Source organism: Paenibacillus sp. KS-LC4 (assembly GCF_036894955.1).
Taxonomy (GTDB): Bacteria; Bacillota; Bacilli; order Paenibacillales; family Paenibacillaceae; genus Pristimantibacillus.
The window spans coordinates 2,182,252-2,199,729 of record NZ_CP145905.1; the positions used below are offsets into that span (position 1 = coordinate 2,182,252).

Below are 17,478 nucleotides of genomic sequence, written 5' to 3' on the forward strand. Positions count from 1 at the left end.
GGCTACCCAGTGCCGAATGAACTATCATTCAACCAATTACACAAATAACCGATGTAAATTAAATTGAACTACTATTCCACATGTGAGTCTTACAACTCCATGTGGTTTCTTTTTTGTTTCTCAAGCTTTTACAAACAAAAAGCCTAACTGCAAATGATGAGCGGTTAGACTTCCCCATTTAATTTTGTTTCAATTTAAGTAGTTCATGACCCACATAAAATGGGAGCCAAATGCAACAGATCTCAATACGCGAGACTTTGCAGCCTATTATAGGGCTTGCTCATTTATATTTTATAGAAGGAAAAAATTCAGCCTGCCGCTGCCCAAGCAATGGACAGCGGTATTTTTTTGCAACAAAATCGTTTTTTATGTTATAGTTTCGTAAGATAGCAGGAGAATAGCAAAGGGGTTTAACGCTTATGTTCAAGAAACTGTTGCCACATATGCGTGTGGATACGGTTTATGATATTCAATTAGATGAGCTGCATAACAATGGAATTCGCGGCATTATTACGGATCTGGATAATACGCTTGTGGGAGCGCGAGTGCCGCTTGCAACGCCCGAGCTGATCAAATGGCTGGACGATGTCCGTGAGCGCGGCTTTAAAGTCGTTATCGTATCGAATAATAATGTAACCAGAGTGTCCAAATTTGCAATGCCTTTGAACATTCCGTTTATTCATGCTGCGCGCAAGCCGGCTAACACGTCGTTTCGCAAAGGGCTAAAGGTACTTGAGCTGAAAGCGGAAGAGACGGTAGTCATTGGCGATCAGATGCTGACGGATGTGCTGGGCGGCAATCGAATGGGATTATATACGATTCTTGTAGCGCCAATTGCTCCTGCTGATGAAGGAATCATGACCCGGTTCAACCGACGAATTGAGCGTATCGCCAAATCGAGTCTTGGCAAGAGCGGGTTATGGAAGTGAGGGGGAGAAGAAATGAAGGAAGAGCAGCTTAGTCTGGCCGCACAGTCCTGTGCGGGCTGTGGCGTAAAACTGCAAACGGAAAATGCAGAGCTTCCTGGTTTTGTGCCAGAGCAGGCAATAGTTAGGGAGCCGGCCATATGCCAGCGTTGTTTCCGCATTCGCAATTATAATGAAGCATCGTCGGTAACGGTGGATCAAAATGAATTTCTGAAGCTGCTCAGCAGCGTAGCAACGACGGACAGCCTTGTTGTGCATATTGTCGATTTGTATGATTTTGAGGGCAGCCTGATTTCGGGCTTGCAGCGCTTTGTAGGCAACAATCCCGTGCTGCTGGTCGTCAATAAAGTCGATTTGCTGCCAAAATCAATGAACCTGAACCGACTTCGCAACTGGGTGCAGAAGCAGGCGAAGAGCGAGGGGCTGCGTACACTGGATATCGTGCTGTGCAGCGCTAAGCGCAACATTGGTTTCGAGCATGTTATTGAGGCGCTTGATCGTCACCGTAAAGGGCGCGATGTGTATGTGGTCGGCGCAACCAATGTGGGCAAATCTACGCTGATTAATCGCCTGATTAAAGATTACAGCGATTTGGAGCGCGAGTTGACGACATCCCGCTATCCGGGAACGACGCTTGATGCTGTGCATATTCCGCTTGATGATGACAAGTTCATTATCGATACGCCGGGAATTGTCTACCCGACACGGATGACGGAAATTGTGCCGCGAGGATTTTTGCAGTCGCTGCTGCCGGACAAGCCGATTAAGCCGCTGGTGTACCAGCTTAATGACCAGCAGACACTGTTTATTGGCAGCTTGGTCCGTTTTGATTTTGTAGAGGGTGAGCGTCAATCTTTTACGCTGTACATTTCCAATGCGCTGAATGTACACCGGACAAAGATGGAGCGCGCGGATGCGCTTTATGAGGATCATCAGGGCGAGCTGCTTGGCGGACCTTCTCGCGAAGAGCTTGCCGAAATGCCTGCATGGACGCGCCACTCCTTGCGCGTGCCGCGGGGAGCGAGGAAGGATGTATTCATCTCTGGCCTAGGCTGGATTCAGGTGAACGGCGAGGCAGGCGCCTTGCTTGATTTATATGCCCCGAAAGGCATCAAGGTGCTATTAAGGGATTCGTTGATTTAACGGCTATAAGCAAATAAGCTCGACATCATGCTTTACACTTCATGGACAGCTGAGAGGGGATATTGGCGGAAATGAGTGCGGAAGAAAGCTATACAGCAATGCAGCGCATAGACAGCCATACGGTGCTTTACGGAGTAATTGGTGACCCCATTCATCATTCCAAGTCGCCGATTATGCTTAATCGCGCTTTTCGGGAAACGGGCATTAACGGTGTTTATTTGGCTTTCCACATTACGGCAGGCGAGCTGCCTGCTTTCGTTAGCGGTGTTCGGGCGATGGGCATTCGGGGTGTGAATGTGACGATTCCTCATAAATTGGATATGATGAAGGAAATGGATGAAATCGACGATAGCGCGCGAGCGGTAGGGGCGATGAACACCATCGTCAACGATAACGGACGCCTGATTGGCTACAACACAGACGGCATCGGCTACGTTCGTTCCCTTAAGGAAGAGGCGGAGCCGGAGCTTGCCGGCAAAAAGATTGTCGTCATTGGCGCAGGCGGAGCTGCGCGCGGCATCGTGTATGCGCTGAGCGGCGAGCGGCCGGAGCGTATTACAATCGCCAACCGCTCGCTCGGCAAGGCCGAGGAGCTCGCGGCAGCACTACAGCACCGCGCAGATATCGCGGCGGTCACGAATGACGAGCTGCGCCAAGTATGCGCGGATGCGGATGTCGTAATCAATACGACATCTCTGGGCATGTATCCGAATGTAGATGAAAGCCCGCTGGATGCTTCGTGGCTCAAAGAGGGCTGCGTCGCCAGCGATTTAATATACAACCCGCTGCAAACGAAGTTTTTGCAGGAAGCTGCACTTCACGGCTGCCGGACGCATGGAGGTCTGGGCATGTTTATATATCAAGGCGCATATGCTTTCGAATATTGGACAGGGCAGCCCGCTCCTGTTCAAGCGATGCGCGAAACGGTACTTGCAGCCTTTAAAGGCTAACAGCTTTTCTTATTACTATTTGAAAGAAGGAACATAGAGCGATGCTTACAGGGAAACAAAAACGTTATTTGCGCGCGATGGCGCATCATTTACAGCCGATATTTCAAGTCGGCAAAGGTGGAACGAATGACCATCTAATTCGTCATATTAATGAGTCGATTGAGCTTCGCGAGCTGATCAAGCTATCCGTGCTGAACAACTGCATGGACGATCCGAAGGAAATCGGAGTTGAAGTAGCGGCAGCGGCTAAAGCCGAGCTGGTACAGGTGATTGGCAAGACGATTGTGCTATACAAACGCGCATCGGAAGAGAAAAACCGTAAAATCGAGTTGCCGGCGGTTAAAGCGGGACGTTAAGGGCTCGCGATGAAATGAGTTCTCGCTTTTGCTGGGAAAGTATGCAGCGATATTTATTTCACCGCAATGACTAAGCGAGAAGTTTACAGACAAGGAGGACTGCGGCTATGCGTAAAATCGGCATTATGGGCGGAACGTTCGATCCCATCCATCTCGGACATCTCATTGCCGCAGAAACAGCGCGTACAAGCTGCGGGCTGGATGAGGTGTGGTTTATTCCCTCATTTTTGCCTCCGCTCAAAAGCCATGAGCCTGGCGAGCACAGCGAGCTGCGGCTGCAGATGGTGCAGGAAGCGATAAGCGGCAATCCCCATTTTCGTGCACTGGATATTGAGCTTGCAAGAGGCGGGCTCAGCTATTCCATCGACACGGTTCTGGAGCTGAGGCATTTGCATCCGCAGGATTCCTTCTCTTATATCATTGGAGCCGACCGGGTTAATGATTTGACCGGGTGGCACCGAATGGAGGAGCTGGCGGAGCTTGTTGCTTTCATCGGGCTTAATCGGGAAGGCACGAAGGCGGAGGCTGGCGCGCTGCCGGACTCCTTGCGGCAGCGGCTGATGCTTGTGGATATGCCGCCAATCGGCATCTCATCTACGGCGATTCGCGAAGCGATTCAAGCTGGCGGCAGCTTCCGCTATCTCGTACCGGAGGCTGTGTTTTATTTCATTACGAGGAGGGGCCTTTATGGAGCGCGATCAAATGATTGAGTCGGTGAAGGCGCAAATGCCCGAGAAGCGCTGGAGGCATACCGAGGGCGTAATGGCAACGGCGGTTGAGCTGGCGGTAAGGTTCGGGGAAAACCCGGAGCAGGCTGAGCTTGCGGCGATTTTGCATGATGTGGCGAAATATTGGCCTGTCGACCATATGGAGAAGGTGCTGCGCGACCAGAAGCTGGCTCCCGAATTGCTATCACAGGATAAAAACCTATGGCATGCCGAAGTAGGCGCCTGGGTGGCGGAGCATGAATATGGCGTAACGGATGCGCTAGTACTGGATGCGATTCGTTTCCATACTTCGGGCCGCCTTGCGATGACGCGTCTGGACAAGGTTGTTTGTCTGGCGGATTATATGGAGCCTGGGCGCGATTTTCCCGGTGTCGATGACATTCGTAGGCTGAGCAAGGATAGCTTGGAGCAGGCGCTGCTGGCGGGATTTGATTCGACGATTCTGCTGCTGGTCAAAAAAGGCAAGGCCATTTTCCCACTGACAATAGAAGCACGTAATGGTTTAATAGAAGAGTTAAAAACAGGAGGCTGAGTTATGACGGTACATTCGGAGGAGCTTCTGCAAGCAACGGTTGCAGCAGCGGAAGATAAGAAGGCTATGCGTATTGTAGCTTTGAATTTGCAGGAAATTTCCCTGGTAGCGGATTATTTCGTAATCTGCTCGGGTAATTCGGATACGCAGGTACAGGCGATTGTGACGGAAATCCGTAAATCGGCCGAGCTGCGCGGCGTTCGCGTTCGCGGCATTGAAGGAATGGATTCCGCACGCTGGGTACTCATTGACCTTGGCGACGTTGTAGTTCACGTATTCCACCGCGATGAGCGCGACTATTATAATATTGAAAAGCTCTGGTCTGACGCCAAAGTTGTGGAGTTCGCATGAGCTTGATTGCCGGTACGACAATAACGTTAAGGGTGGCGCGCGAGGTGTCGCCCTACGGCTATTTTTTGACCGATGGCGAATCCGAGGTGCTGATGCATTATACGGAGCTGGTCGGCAGCAAGCCAAAGGTGAACAATGAGGTTGAAGTTTTTATATTTTTTGATACCGAGGATCGTCTGGCGGCGACGATGAAGCGTCCGCTAGTGAAGCTTGGTGAGATGGCACGCCTTAAGGTAGCGGATGTGCATCCGCGGCTAGGCTGCTTTCTTGAAATCGGGCTTGGCCGCCAGCTGCTGCTGCCGCTTTCGGAGCTGCCAGAAAATATTGATTATCGTCCGCTGCCAGGTGATGAGGTTCACATTGTGCTGGGTCATGACAAAAGCGGCAGACTTATCGCCCGGCTTGCAGGCGAGGATGAGCTTGGTCCGCTCGTCTTTGCGGCACCTGATTCGTGGCGCAACCAATGGATCGAGGGCTGGGTTACGAAATCGCTGCAAATGGGCTCTTTCGTCCTGATTGACGGCGGAGTTGTCGGCTTTGGCGCATATGGTCTTATTCCAGCGCCGGATCGCGTGCGAGCGCTTCGTCTTGGCGAGCGGGTATCGGCGCGCATTACCTTTATCCGCGAGGATGGACGGGTAAATCTGTCGATGGGTCAGCAGAAGGAAGTGGGCCGTCTAGAGGATGCTGACCGTCTGCTTGCCTTTTTAAAGGAGCGTCCGGGCGGCGGCATGCCTTATTCCGATGAGACGGAAGCGGGCATCATTAAGCAAAAATTCGGCATCAGCAAATCGGCATTTAAACGTGCGATCGGCAAGCTGATGCGCGAGCGTCTGATTACCCAGAAGGGCAGCTGGACCTATTTAGTGGAAGCGGCTGAGGGCGGTAAAGCAGCAGGCGATGCGGTTAAGTCGAACACTAGCGAAGCCTCTGCTTCCGAAGACTCATCTGAGGATTAAGGAGGGCTTTCGAGGTGGAGTCATATGGCGAGTTTGCTGCGGTATACGATGAGTTAATGAGCGACATGCCTTATGAGGAATGGCTTTGGTTCACAGAGCAATGCTGGGAGCGTTATGGCAAGCCTTCTGTCATTGCCGATCTAGGCTGTGGGACAGGCTCTATCGCGATACCGCTTGCTATGACCGGGATGCAGGTGTACGGCATTGATTTGTCTGAGGATATGCTAAGCGTGGCGCGCAGCAAATGGGATGAGGCGCTTGCTGCCGCGCATGGCGCACGTACAGGCTCAGCGATCTGGCTGCAGCAGGATATGAGGGAATTTGATCTGGGCACGCCTGTGGACGCGGTTATTTCCTTCTGCGACTGCGTTAATTACTTGACGGAGGAAGCGGATGTGATTGCCGCTTTCGAAGCGGTATTTGCGTCGCTCCGCCCAGGAGGCGTATTTCTATTCGACGTGCATCCGAAGGCGCAGCTCATTCGCTATGCGGAGGAGCAGCCCTTCGTGCTGGACGAGGATAAGGCAGCCTACATTTGGACATGCGAGCTAGATGAGGAGCGCTGCGAAATTGAGCATCATTTGACGATTTTTGCGCATGAAAGCGGAGAGCGGTTTCGCCGTTTTGAAGAAATGCATGTGCAGCGGGCTTATGAGGCGGACTGGATGGCGGCGCAATTGCAGGCGGTCGGGTTCAGCAAGATTGAGCGTTTTGCCGATTTCAAGCTGCAGCCCCAAGAGGGAAGCTCTGAGCGGCTGTTTTTTGCAGCAGTAAAATGAACCGGCGCTTCGCAGCAGCGCCACAAGGTCTAGCGCAGCCGTCCTGCTCAATGATAGCAGAGCGGCTGCGCTAGCTTTTTTGTTGCAGCAGCATGTTAAGAGCGACTTTTGTTATTGCGCGAGTATGTCATCGCAAAACGAGCGTTGCCTTCAAAAAGAGGGCAACGCTCGTTTATGCTTATGCCGCAATAGCAGTTTCTGGAAGGTGAACTGTCGCAATTTGGCTACAGTATGTTGCTCTGCAATCAGAGGTGCGCAGCAGTGCCTGTATGCTCTTCCTCTGCTTCGTCCACCGCTTTATGCGGAGGGACGAAATGGCGGCGGCAGCGGGGCTCGTAGCTCTCCGTATCGCCGATTAAAATGACTGGCCCCAGCGTCGCTGGCTGACCGTTAATGACGCGCTGCGTGAACGCCGCGTTCGCGTCGCCGCATACGGCGCAGAAGGAAGTCAGCTTCACAATTTCGTCGGCAATGGCGAGCAGCCCGCCGATATAGCCGAAGGCTTTGCCGCGGTAGTCCATGTTAAGGCCGTCTACAATGACCTGTTTGCCATTATAGGCAAGCTCCTCTATAAGAGGGATGATGCTTTTGGAGAAAAACTGCACCTCGTCGAAAGCGACGACGTCGGCATGCTTGGTATCCTGCAAAATGCGCTCCGCCATCTCGGGCGTAAGCTCCTTCGGAATGTTGAAGGCTGGCAGGCGGTAGCCCATGCGGCTAACAATTTCCTCGCTGCCGAACCGATTATCCTCCGCGGGCTTATACGCTCGGACTTTTTTGCGGCCATATTGCAGCAATTTATGACAGCGTCGTATGAGCTCGCCGGATTTTTCCGAGAACATCGGGCCGATAATGACCGTAATCCAACCTCTATCCATATGGCCTAATTCTCCCTTACACTTGAAATATAAGAATTTATAAGTTTTGCACTTATCAGTAGGCTTATATTTCTCGGATTGAAACGCACAGCGCGGCCAAAGGACGGCGACAGCCGTTTCACCTTGAAATATAAGAAAGTATAAGTTTTACTCTTATACTCCGCTTATATTTCTCCGACAAAACTTTTCGCACGTCCTAGGAGGACGACGAAGTCGTTTTTGCTTGAGTCCATATGTGCCTGTATCATTTTAGCAGGATTACCCTGCGATGTAATGTATAAGTTGTATTCTTTTTGAATAGCTTTATTTAAATTCATTCTCGTAATGCATCCTTCAAACGGCTGTTCATGGAGGTGTCAGCAGCTGCCCCGCGTGCAGCAGCGAGCCGCCATTTTTTAACTTCCTGCTTCAAGCGATCGTTCTCTGCCGCTAATAATTCAATGGTTTCGAGCAGCTCGGAGTTCGTATATCCGGCATCGTTAAATAGCTTATGCAGCGCCTCGCGGAGCTGTTCAAACGTCAAAATTTCGTTCATATTATCCTCCATATCCATTAAAAATGACTCTACCACATCATATCCGTATCTGTTAAAATAGTCGAGTGGCCTAAAATCGGGTCTCATAGATAGGCGTATTTTTTCATTTGACTCCACCTATATATTGATGTAGAATCAAATTCAGCAACTACATCTTGTTGTAGAGCACGGAAAACGACACTTTAAGTCTACTAGCGCAACTGACGCTTTTTCAAGGTCAGAAGCGCTTTTCTATTGCTGATATCCGGTAGGGGAGAGAGAAATATATGCTGGTTGTCTATGATTCGAAGACGGGCAACGTCAAACGATTTATTAGCAAGTTGAATATGCGCGTCGTGCCGATTGAAGAGCAGGAGGCAGTTCAAGAGCCGTTCGTTCTCATTACGTATACGACAGGCTTCGGACAGGTTCCTGACCGGGTTATGTCGTTCCTGAAGCGCAACGGTAAGCATCTTCGCGGCGTATCCGCCAGCGGCAACCGCAATTGGGGAACGGGCTTTGCCAAAAGCGCAGATACGATTGCCGAGCTATACAATGTCCCTGTTATTTCTAAATTCGAGTTGTCCGGAACGAAATACGATACGGAAAACTTTGTTGAAAGGGTGCGAACCATTGAAGCATATTGAGTTGAATAATGAGCTGATGCAGCGCGGGGCTGACGGCTTTTACCAGTTGGACAAGGATAAAGAGGCAGTAGCAGCATTTATGGAGGAGGTTGAGCAGAAGAGCGTGAAGTTCGCCTCGCTCCAGGAGAAGCTTGACTACTTAATCGGCAACGACTATTACGACAATGTGTTCGACAAATATACATATGAGCAGGTTGAGGCTGTATTTGATTTAACGGCAAACAGCAGCTTCCAGTTTCAGTCGTATATGGCTATTTCCAAGTTTTACAAAGACTATGCCATGAAAACGAATGACAAGCTGCAATATTTGGAGCAATATCCGGATCGCGTTGCGATTGTTGCCCTGCATTTGGGTGAAGGCGACGCAGCAAGAGCGTTGCGCATTGCCGAGGCGATGATCGAGCAGCGGCTGCAGCCGGCGACACCAACCTTCCTTAACGCGGGCAAAAGCCGTCGCGGTGAGATGGTATCCTGCTTCCTGCTGGAAATGGACGATTCGCTTAATTCCATCAACTATGTGATTGGCACATGCATGCAGCTGTCGAAAATCGGCGGCGGCGTGGCGGTCAATCTCTCGAAGCTGCGTGGACGCGGCGAGCCGATCAAAGGCGTCGAGGGTGCGGCGAAGGGCATTATGCCCGTGCTTAAGCTGATGGAGGATGCCTTCTCCTATGCCGATCAAATGGGACAGCGCAAAGGCTCTGGCGCAGGCTATTATAATATTTTTGGCTGGGACGTTATTGAGTTCCTCGATTGCAAAAAAATTAACGCCGATGAGAAAACGCGGATCAAAACGCTGTCAATCGGCCTCATTATACCGAATAAATTTTATGAGCTGGCTGCGCAAAACAAGCCATTGTACGTCTTTGGACCACATTCTGTTCATAAAGCGTATGGCACCTATTTGGATGACATGGACATGGACGAAATGTACGAGGAGCTGCTTGCGAACGATTTGGTGAAAAAGAAAGTCGTCATGAACGCACGCGACATGATGACCAAAATCGCTTCGATTCAGCTGGAATCCGGCTATCCTTACATTATGAACAAATCGAATGCAAACCGTGTTCACGCGCTCAAAGATCTAGGCGGCGTTAAAATGTCGAACCTGTGCACGGAAATTTTCCAGCTGCAGGAAACTTCGGTTATTAACGATTACGGTACGGATGACCTGATTCAGCGTGATATTAGCTGCAACCTGGCATCGCTGAATATCGTAAATGTCATGGAGCTTAAAAAGATCAAGGAATCGGTTCGTGTTGGCATCGAGGCGCTTACGACCGTCAGCGACCTTTCCAAAATCGACAACGCCCCTGGCGTACGCAAAGCGAATGAGGAGCTGCATTCCGTCGGCCTTGGCGCTATGAACCTGAACGGCTATCTGGCGAAAAACCACATTGCATACGAAAGCGATGAGGCGAAGGAGTTCGCTAGCGCATTCTTCATGATGATGAACTATTATTCGCTGGAGCAAAGCATGGAAATTGCCAAAGAGCGCGGTGAAACATTCAAGGATTTCGACCGCTCCGAATATGCGAAGGGCACCTACTTCTCACGTTATGAGCAGACGGATTACCGTCCGGTCAGCGACAAGGTGAAGGCTTTATTTGAAGGTATGGAAATTCCATCTCCTGAGGACTGGACTGCGCTTAAGGCGAAGGTGCAGCAGCATGGCCTGTTCCACGCCTACCGCCTGGCAATCGCGCCGACGCAAAGTATTTCGTACATTCAAAATGCGACTTCTAGCGTTATGCCGATTGTTGAGCATATCGAGACGCGGACCTACGCAAACTCGACAACTTATTATCCAATGCCGTTTTTGTCGCAGGACAACTTCTTCTATTACAAATCGGCTTACAATATTGACCAGTTCAAGCTGATTGACCTGATTGCCGAAATTCAGCAGCATGTGGATCAAGGTATTTCCACCGTTCTGCACGTAAACAGCAATGTGACGACTCGTGAGCTTGCCCGCTTCTATATTTACGCAGCCCACAAAGGATTGAAGTCGCTCTATTACACAAGAACGAAACGTCTATCCGTAGAAGAGTGCACAAGCTGCGCGGTGTAACAACAAGAATATAGATGCGCAAAAAGATGAGGTTGTGGGGCGGCGCTTTAGATGCCGTCACGCAGCCATTTACAAAGGAGCCTAATATATAATGAAGGCAGTTAACTGGAACCGCCCGGATGATGATTTTACGCTGACGTTCTGGCAGCAGAACGTCATGCAATTCTGGACGGACGAAGAAATTCCTCTATCCGATGACAAGATGGATTGGATGGAAATGAGCGATGCGGAGCGCAGCTTATACAAAAACGTGCTTGGCGGATTGACGCTGCTCGATACGATTCAGGGCGGTATTGGCATGCCGAAGATTTTGGAGCATGTGGACGGCTTGCAGCGCAAAGCAGTGCTGTCCTTCATGTCGATGATGGAGCAAATTCATGCCAAATCGTACAGCAGCATTTTCACGACGCTCGCGTCTACGGAGGAAATCGACGAGATTTTCCAATGGGTAGAAAAAAACGAGCAGCTGCAACGAAAAGCGGAGCTTATTTCTTCATGGTATGAGGGCATTAGCACAAAGCAGGATTTGTATAAAGCAATGGCAGCTTCCGTATTTCTGGAAAGCTACTTGTTCTATAGCGGCTTCTTCTATCCGCTTTATTTGGCAGGTCAAGGCAAAATGACGAGCAGCGGCGAAATTATCGACCTTATTTTGCGTGACGAGAGCATTCACGGCTTGTACGTTGGCGTGCTGGCACAGGAGCTATTCAACACCTTCACGCCGGAGGAGCAGACTTCGCTGAAGGCTGAGCTGGATCAATTGCTTAACGACCTGTATGAGAATGAGGTTCTTTATACCGATTCGCTGTATTCGCCGCTTGGCCTTGAGGAAGAAGTGAAAACGTATGTGCGTTATAATGCGAATAAAGCGATGATGAATCTTGGCTTTGACGGTGTGTTCCCAGATGAGCCGGTCAATCCAATCGTATTCAATGGCATCAGCACACATACAAAGCAGCATGATTTCTTCTCCAAAAAAGGCAATGGCTACGTACGGACGATTCACGTCGAGCAATTAAACGACGATGATTTTGTTTTTAACTTTTAGTATAAAAGGAATGCGGCGGATATAGCCCGGCGAGGTTAATATTTCCACCCTGCATATACACCCTGCATATACACAAAGAAGCATTCGGCTAGGTTAGCCGAGTGCTTTTTTTTGGGGTGAATCATTTAATTATCCCTTAACTAAACAATAGAGCGAGCATGATAACATCAAGAAAGTTTTTGGTAGCTTCATGCATTAAATATTGCCGCAGCACGCCTTCCTGCTGAAAGCCGAGCTTTTTGAGCACTTGGAGCGAAGCGATATTTTCAGGGTGGACCTCGGCTTGAATGCGGCGGGCATGGATATGCTTGTCATTGAAATCCATCACAGCCTGCAGCGCTTCGGACATCATGCCTTTGTTCCAGTAATCCGGTTTAAGGTCGTAACCGAGCGTTAGCGGATAACGGGGCTCCACCTCAAATTCGCCTCTTGTCGGCATCAGCATAACGGTCCCCATAATCGGTGCGCTGCCTTGCAGCGTAATGCCCCACGGAATTAGTCGGCGCTCCGCATAGGCTTCATTCCAAGACTCAATCAGCATTTTGCAAGCCTCTAAGGAGTCCGGGCCAAGCCAGTCCAAATGCCGAGTCACCTTCGTATCCGAATAAAAAGCATGCAAATCTGCGGCGTCCTGTACAGCCATTTGGCGCAGGGTTAATCTTTTCGTATGTAGAAAAGGGAATGAGGAAAACAAATCGTCGGAGCTCATGCGGTTCACTCGCCTTTATATAGAAGATGGGATGCGAGCCTATCATATCCTAGCTTGCTTAAACGAAAATGAAAAAGCAGCTGCAACGAGCTTGTTTTTATTCCCTGCTGTCGATCCGGGATAAAGGGCTACCGCTCATGGAGCAATCATGTTACACTATTTGCGGGTGAAAGCTCATCCTAACGCAACTGTTCTGACCGATGAAAAGGGGGAATTCGCGTGGACAACTGCTCGATTATTACGAAGCCAACGCTTCATTTAGTAGGGATTAGTTATTGCGGCCCGTATTCTACTTTTCCGGATGAGGCGATTCGCCTGCAAAGTGAGTTTCTAGCCCGCAAGCATGAGCTGAATACCACGTCGAAGGCACCGCTGCTGTACAGCCCGTATTTTGGCAATGAAGTATTTGCTACTTATTGGGCCTGCTACGAAATGCCGCCGTCAGAGGAGGTGCCAGCTGGCATGGTGCAATTCACCATCCCAACCCATCGTTATGCGATGGTTGCATCGACGAACAAACGAATTGGAGAAGCCTACGAGCAGCTATTTGCCTGGATGAACGAGCAGGAGCTTGAGAAGCATCAGAGCGCTGTTGCGATTGAAGTTTTTTACATTCAGGAGCAGCATTTGGAGGAGGAAGCGGTGGAGCTTCTTATTCCGCTTGCCGATTAGAACAAGCTGTGCCAGACAAATGATAAGCGTTATAATAAGAGAGGAGTCCTAAACGGGACGCCTCATTTTTTATTTGTTCATAAATAGGAGCAGGAAGGGGATTGAGGGCGGCATGGTGCCTATTTATATAGTAGATGCGTTTACAGACAAGGCGTTTGGCGGTAATCCGGCAGCGATATGCCTGCTGGAGGCACTCAGTGATGAAGGATGGATGCAAAAAGTAGCGGGGGAGATGAATTTGTCCGAAACTGCTTTTGTCGCACCACGCGAGGGCGGTTACGAGCTTCGCTGGTTTACGCCTACGGAGGAGGTTGATTTATGCGGACATGCTACGCTCGCGGCTGCTTTCGTATTGTGGAGGACGGGGCGCCTGGGGCAAAGTGAGGTGGCAGCCTTTTGGACGAGAAGCGGCGTGCTGACTGTAGCGCTAGGGGAAGCTGAGACGGAGATGACGATGGACTTCCCTTCAGAGCCGCCAGCTCCGGCGAAGGCGCCCGAGGCGCTCATTGAGGGGCTTGGTCTCATTCCGCGTTATACGGGACGCAACCGTATGGATTATGTTGTTGAAGTGGACAGTGAGCAGACGGTGCGCGGGCTAAAGCCAGATTTCTCGCAGCTGAGCTTGCTGGATGGGAGGGGCGTCATTGTGACCGCTCGCGCTGAAGGCCAGGCAGCCTATGACTTTGTGTCGCGGGCTTTTTATCCGAAAGGCGGCGTGCAAGAGGACCCGGTGACAGGCTCTGCCCATTGCGCGCTGGCTCCCTACTGGGCGAAGCGGCTGCACAGAGACGAGCTGATCGGCTATCAGGCGTCGGCTCGCGGCGGTTTTGTAAAGGTGAAAAACACTTTGAATCGCGTTCAATTGAGCGGACAAGCCGTTCTCATACTGCGCGGTGAACTGGAGGAGTTTAACCAATGATGAAGCTAAAATGGCAAAGAGAGCAGAAGCAGCAGCTGATTGAGCAGGTACAGCATTATTTTGAGCTGGAGCGTTCGGAGGAAATAGGTTCGATAGCAGCAGAGCAACTGCTTGACCATATGGTTGCGCTGCTCGGTCCGCACATCTATAATCAGGCGATTCACGATGCAAGAAAGACGGTTGTCGAACGAATGCAAGCGGTGGAAGATGAGCTGTATGCACTGGAGAAAAATGTTTCCGCACCGCGCGGGGGCTCCCGCTAATAGGCTGAAGGAGTGTTTGTGCAAGTGGAAATAAGCAAAGCGAATATGAAATACGACATTATTTTGTTTGATATTGATGATACGCTGCTCGATTACGGGCAGGCGGAGGCCCATGCCTTCACAAGCTCCTGCCGGGATTATGCCATAACGCTTGCCGGCAGTGATTACGTGGCGCGTTATCGCAGCATTAATCAGCAGCTTTGGCACGATTATGAGCAGGGAAAGGTGACGCTGGCGGAGCTTAGAGAGGAGCGGTTTAGACGGCTGTTTGCTGAAAATAACCCTCACATCGCGGCAGACGAATTTAGCGCCTGCTATTTGAACTATTTAGGCGAGGGCAGCTTTCTGATTGAAGGCGCTGTAGAGCTGTGCAGCAGCCTGCAAGGGCATTGTCGTATGGCGGTTATTACGAACGGCATTCGTGAGGTACAGCTGTCGCGTATTGGCAAGGCGGGGCTGAATGATTTTTTTGAGCATATTATTGTGTCGGAGGAGACGGGCTATCAGAAGCCGCATAAGGGCATTTTTGACTATGCGTTCGCGAAGCTGGGAGCAACTGACCCGTCCAAAATCATCATCCTCGGCGATTCCTTGACCTCCGACATGCAGGGCGGCATTAACAGCGGTATTGATACATGCTGGTTTAATCCGCACCGGAAGAGCAATACAACGGCGGTAAAGCCTGCTTTTGAAATTCAACGATTGTCTGAGCTGCTATCAATTATAATTGAATAAAACAAATGACAAATGACAAATGACAAATGACAAATGACAAATGGACTGATGGCATTGGACTGAGGTTCCGCTATTTTGACTGTTGGGGTGATTTGAGACTGTACGCGGACCGGCAAGCCGTTATCTCTCTCATTGTTCCGTCAAAACATTGTATGGCAGCACATTAGCGTCTCCTGAGTCCGCGGTGCTGCCATAATTTTTGATTTTGGTTGCAATAGCGCCTGCTGTGTCCGCCAAGTCTATGCACGAGGCTGTCTCGTAAAACGAACGACCCTATATTCATATCGCCGAACTGCAAGCGGGCCAGCCGGGACGTTAGCTCCAGATAGGGCGTCAACGCCGTCTTGGGGCAGCGTCACATGACCGCCAGCACCATCCATATTAATAATAACCCAGATGATATAACCCTCCCCCTGTCTAGGCGCGACAATCGTCCCCTCTGTTGCTTCAAACCGCAGCGTGACACCCGCTTCATCAGCATAATGCACCAGCATGCGCCGCAGCAGCGCATCCCCATCATCGTCTTGAGGCATGGAGCCAAGCATCACAAGCTTGCCCTGACCGATACGGCGTTCGGTAATAAAAGCGGCGCCTGGCGTTAGCCCGCTATGAGCACAGCCGATTACGGTTGCTCGGTGAGCGCTGTCAGCAGCAGATGCGCCAGTCATGTCGTGGCTGCCCAGCGGCTCAAACACCGAGCTCCACATCCCAAGCGGGGCCCCAAGGCCGAAGGCTTGTCCGTAGGCATCCGTCCCATCCATTGGATAAACGAACGTCGTTTCTACGCCAGCCCATTCCTCTAGCTTCCCTAAAGCAGCATCGGTGTGCCATGTATGATGCTCCGTCCTGCCGCCCGTAAGCGGACCGACGATCCAGATGCCCCCTTCTCGAACGAAGGCGAGGGCACGGTCGAGGTAGTCCGGCGACAAGTAGGGCATGAACGGCGTCAGCAGCAGCCTGTAGCCGCCGAGCCCGCTGCTCTCTGTAATTAAATCGCGATGAATGCCGAGTGCGACCAGCCGGGCATAGAAGTCGGTGATGAGCCCGCGGTAGCTCAGCTTGCGCATTGGCTCGGTGCGCAAATAGGCTTTGGCGCGATCAGAATAGGTCATCGCTAGCTGAGCCTGCATGGGCGAGGTTGCTAGCATAATTCCCTCCAGCTCGCATCGTGCCTGCTCCACCTGCATGACATGGGCATAGCCAATCGTCTTTTTGCCCCAAGCGCTTACAACCGAGCCATGCGGCTGTTCGCTGCCGGCGCGCTGCTGCCGCCATGGCCAATAGCAGAAGCCTCCTGCACCCAGTGCATAAGCAGCGACTGCCTCAACCTTTACATAACCGGACGGGTGGGGCGCTGCATAGCTTTCCAGCGAGCCGCTGTAGCTGGCGCTCGTCTCCATCACCCAGAACGGCTTGCCGCGCTTGACGTTGCGCCATAGGTCGCAGTTGATTAAGTAAGCAGGCCAATGGAGGCTGGACGCATAGGTATCATAGGAGCCAAAATCCAGCTGCTGGAACAGCCGCTCAATGTCTACATGAAAGGCGATGCTGCTGTTGTGAGTAATCGGCTGCGCCGAGTAGCGCCGGATGACCGCGAGCTGCTCCTCGGCAAATTCCGCAAGCTTCTCCACAGAGAACAGTCGATACATCGTTTGCAGCGAGGCATGATGCAGAAAAGGCGTTGCGCCCGGCTGTGGAATTTGATCAAAGCGATTATAATATTCGCTCCATATATGAGTGCCCCAAGCTTCATTTAACTGCTCAATCGTGCCATACCGCTGCTCCAGCCAGCTATGCCACTGCTGCAAGCATGCTGCGCAGAAGCATTCCGCTACATGCGCCTTGAATTCGTTATCAAGCTGCCAGCCAATCAACCCCGGCAGTCCGCCAAGCTCTTGAGCGAGCCGTTCTATAATGATCGTGGATCGCCTGCGAAAATAGGGGTTGTTCGTGCACGCATGCTGCCGCGACCCATGTCCCAGCGTCTCGCCCTTCTCATTGACGAACAGCCGCTCCGGGTGCCCATGCGAAAGCCAAATCGGTGGCGCTGCTGTCGGTGTGCACAAAATCGTCTCGATTTCATTTTCATGCAGCGTCTGAATGATTTCAGCCAAAAAACGGATGTCTATCCGATTTTCCTCTGGCTCCAGCCTCGACCAAATAAATTCACCCATTCGCACGACATTTATACCAACTTGCTTCATTAACGCAATATCCTCCGCAAGCACGTCAGCATCCCAAAGCTCAGGATACAGTGCCGTCCCATGATACAGCTTCCCCTCAAGTGGTCCCTTCATC

General features: G+C 51.0%; 20 protein-coding genes. 16 read left to right on the forward strand and 4 right to left on the reverse strand.

Features of this window, described 5'->3' with window-relative positions; translation table 11 throughout:
- Positions 1-419: 419 nt before the first annotated feature.
- The 9 genes from V5J77_RS09305 (at position 420) to V5J77_RS09345 (ending at position 6,724) form a co-directional block, all read left to right on the forward strand.
- The gene (locus V5J77_RS09305; RefSeq protein WP_338555497.1) at positions 420-929 is read left to right on the forward strand and encodes a YqeG family HAD IIIA-type phosphatase; all 510 of its coding nucleotides are present in this window, start codon (positions 420-422) and stop codon (positions 927-929) included.
- 12 nt (positions 930-941) lie between these two features.
- The gene (gene yqeH / locus V5J77_RS09310; protein ID WP_338555498.1) at positions 942-2,069 is read left to right on the forward strand and encodes a ribosome biogenesis GTPase YqeH; all 1,128 of its coding nucleotides are present in this window, start codon (positions 942-944) and stop codon (positions 2,067-2,069) included.
- Between the two features lie 71 nt (positions 2,070-2,140).
- On the forward strand, positions 2,141-3,019 hold the full coding sequence (gene aroE, locus V5J77_RS09315) for a shikimate dehydrogenase (protein WP_338555499.1): 879 nt from the start codon (positions 2,141-2,143) through the stop codon (positions 3,017-3,019).
- A 41-nt stretch (positions 3,020-3,060) separates the two neighbouring features.
- Positions 3,061-3,375: a ribosome assembly RNA-binding protein YhbY gene (gene yhbY, locus V5J77_RS09320; RefSeq protein WP_046229655.1), complete on the forward strand. Its 315-nt coding sequence runs from the start codon at positions 3,061-3,063 to the stop codon at positions 3,373-3,375.
- A 107-nt stretch (positions 3,376-3,482) separates the two neighbouring features.
- Positions 3,483-4,085, forward strand: a complete 603-nt coding sequence (nadD, locus tag V5J77_RS09325) for a nicotinate-nucleotide adenylyltransferase (protein ID WP_338555500.1) — start codon at positions 3,483-3,485, stop codon at positions 4,083-4,085.
- Complete coding sequence (yqeK, locus tag V5J77_RS09330) at positions 4,063-4,635, forward strand: bis(5'-nucleosyl)-tetraphosphatase (symmetrical) YqeK (protein WP_338555501.1); 573 nt, start codon at positions 4,063-4,065, stop codon at positions 4,633-4,635. The genes nadD and yqeK overlap by 23 nt, the downstream gene beginning before the upstream one ends.
- A gap of 3 nt (positions 4,636-4,638) precedes the next feature.
- A complete protein-coding gene (gene rsfS / locus V5J77_RS09335) occupies positions 4,639-4,986 on the forward strand; it encodes a ribosome silencing factor (protein ID WP_046229658.1) in 348 nt (115 codons plus the stop codon).
- Positions 4,983-5,945 (forward strand): S1-like domain-containing RNA-binding protein, encoded by a 963-nt coding sequence (locus V5J77_RS09340; protein WP_338555502.1) that lies wholly within the window; start codon positions 4,983-4,985, stop codon positions 5,943-5,945. Before rsfS ends, V5J77_RS09340 begins: the two co-directional genes overlap by 4 nt.
- Positions 5,946-5,959: 14 nt before the next feature.
- The gene (locus V5J77_RS09345; RefSeq protein ID WP_338555504.1) at positions 5,960-6,724 is read left to right on the forward strand and encodes a class I SAM-dependent methyltransferase; all 765 of its coding nucleotides are present in this window, start codon (positions 5,960-5,962) and stop codon (positions 6,722-6,724) included.
- Between the two features lie 245 nt (positions 6,725-6,969).
- Here the strand turns inward: V5J77_RS09345 and V5J77_RS09350 are convergent, their stop codons facing one another.
- Positions 6,970-7,602, reverse strand: coding sequence for a thymidine kinase (locus V5J77_RS09350; protein WP_338555505.1), 633 nt, complete (start codon positions 7,600-7,602; stop codon positions 6,970-6,972).
- Between the two features lie 313 nt (positions 7,603-7,915).
- Positions 7,916-8,137 (reverse strand): hypothetical protein, encoded by a 222-nt coding sequence (locus V5J77_RS09355; protein ID WP_338555506.1) that lies wholly within the window; start codon positions 8,135-8,137, stop codon positions 7,916-7,918.
- A gap of 266 nt (positions 8,138-8,403) precedes the next feature.
- On the opposite strand from V5J77_RS09355, the gene nrdI reads away from it, so the two are divergent.
- The 3 genes from nrdI to nrdF all read left to right on the forward strand — a co-directional run bounded on the left by nrdI (position 8,404) and on the right by nrdF (position 11,882).
- Positions 8,404-8,763 carry a class Ib ribonucleoside-diphosphate reductase assembly flavoprotein NrdI gene (gene nrdI / locus V5J77_RS09360; protein ID WP_338555507.1) on the forward strand — a complete coding sequence of 120 codons (360 nt, stop codon included), beginning with the start codon at positions 8,404-8,406 and terminating at the stop codon, positions 8,761-8,763.
- Positions 8,750-10,834, forward strand: a complete 2,085-nt coding sequence (nrdE, locus tag V5J77_RS09365; protein WP_338555509.1) for a class 1b ribonucleoside-diphosphate reductase subunit alpha — start codon at positions 8,750-8,752, stop codon at positions 10,832-10,834. The genes nrdI and nrdE overlap by 14 nt, the downstream gene beginning before the upstream one ends.
- A gap of 91 nt (positions 10,835-10,925) precedes the next feature.
- A complete protein-coding gene (nrdF, locus tag V5J77_RS09370; RefSeq protein WP_338555510.1) occupies positions 10,926-11,882 on the forward strand; it encodes a class 1b ribonucleoside-diphosphate reductase subunit beta in 957 nt (318 codons plus the stop codon).
- Between the two features lie 136 nt (positions 11,883-12,018).
- On the opposite strand, the gene V5J77_RS09375 is transcribed toward nrdF, so the two are convergent.
- Positions 12,019-12,591, reverse strand: coding sequence for a GNAT family N-acetyltransferase (locus tag V5J77_RS09375; RefSeq protein ID WP_338555511.1), 573 nt, complete (start codon positions 12,589-12,591; stop codon positions 12,019-12,021).
- Between the two features lie 219 nt (positions 12,592-12,810).
- Here V5J77_RS09375 and V5J77_RS09380 point away from each other — a divergent pair, with 219 nt between their 5' ends.
- From V5J77_RS09380 to V5J77_RS09395, 4 genes are all read left to right on the forward strand, one after another.
- On the forward strand, positions 12,811-13,263 hold the full coding sequence (locus V5J77_RS09380; protein WP_338555512.1) for a GyrI-like domain-containing protein: 453 nt from the start codon (positions 12,811-12,813) through the stop codon (positions 13,261-13,263).
- Positions 13,264-13,375: 112 nt separating this feature from the next.
- Positions 13,376-14,182 carry a PhzF family phenazine biosynthesis protein gene (locus V5J77_RS09385; protein ID WP_338555513.1) on the forward strand — a complete coding sequence of 269 codons (807 nt, stop codon included), beginning with the start codon at positions 13,376-13,378 and terminating at the stop codon, positions 14,180-14,182.
- Positions 14,179-14,445 (forward strand): DUF2164 domain-containing protein, encoded by a 267-nt coding sequence (locus V5J77_RS09390; RefSeq protein ID WP_338555514.1) that lies wholly within the window; start codon positions 14,179-14,181, stop codon positions 14,443-14,445. The genes V5J77_RS09385 and V5J77_RS09390 overlap by 4 nt, the downstream gene beginning before the upstream one ends.
- Positions 14,446-14,490: 45 nt before the next feature.
- Positions 14,491-15,180 (forward strand): YjjG family noncanonical pyrimidine nucleotidase, encoded by a 690-nt coding sequence (locus V5J77_RS09395; protein ID WP_338556668.1) that lies wholly within the window; start codon positions 14,491-14,493, stop codon positions 15,178-15,180.
- A 239-nt stretch (positions 15,181-15,419) separates the two neighbouring features.
- Here V5J77_RS09395 and V5J77_RS09400 read toward each other — a convergent pair whose 3' ends face one another.
- Entirely contained in the window at positions 15,420-17,477 is a 2,058-nt protein-coding gene (locus tag V5J77_RS09400) for a beta-galactosidase (protein WP_338555515.1), read from the reverse strand.
- Position 17,478 lies beyond the last annotated feature (1 nt).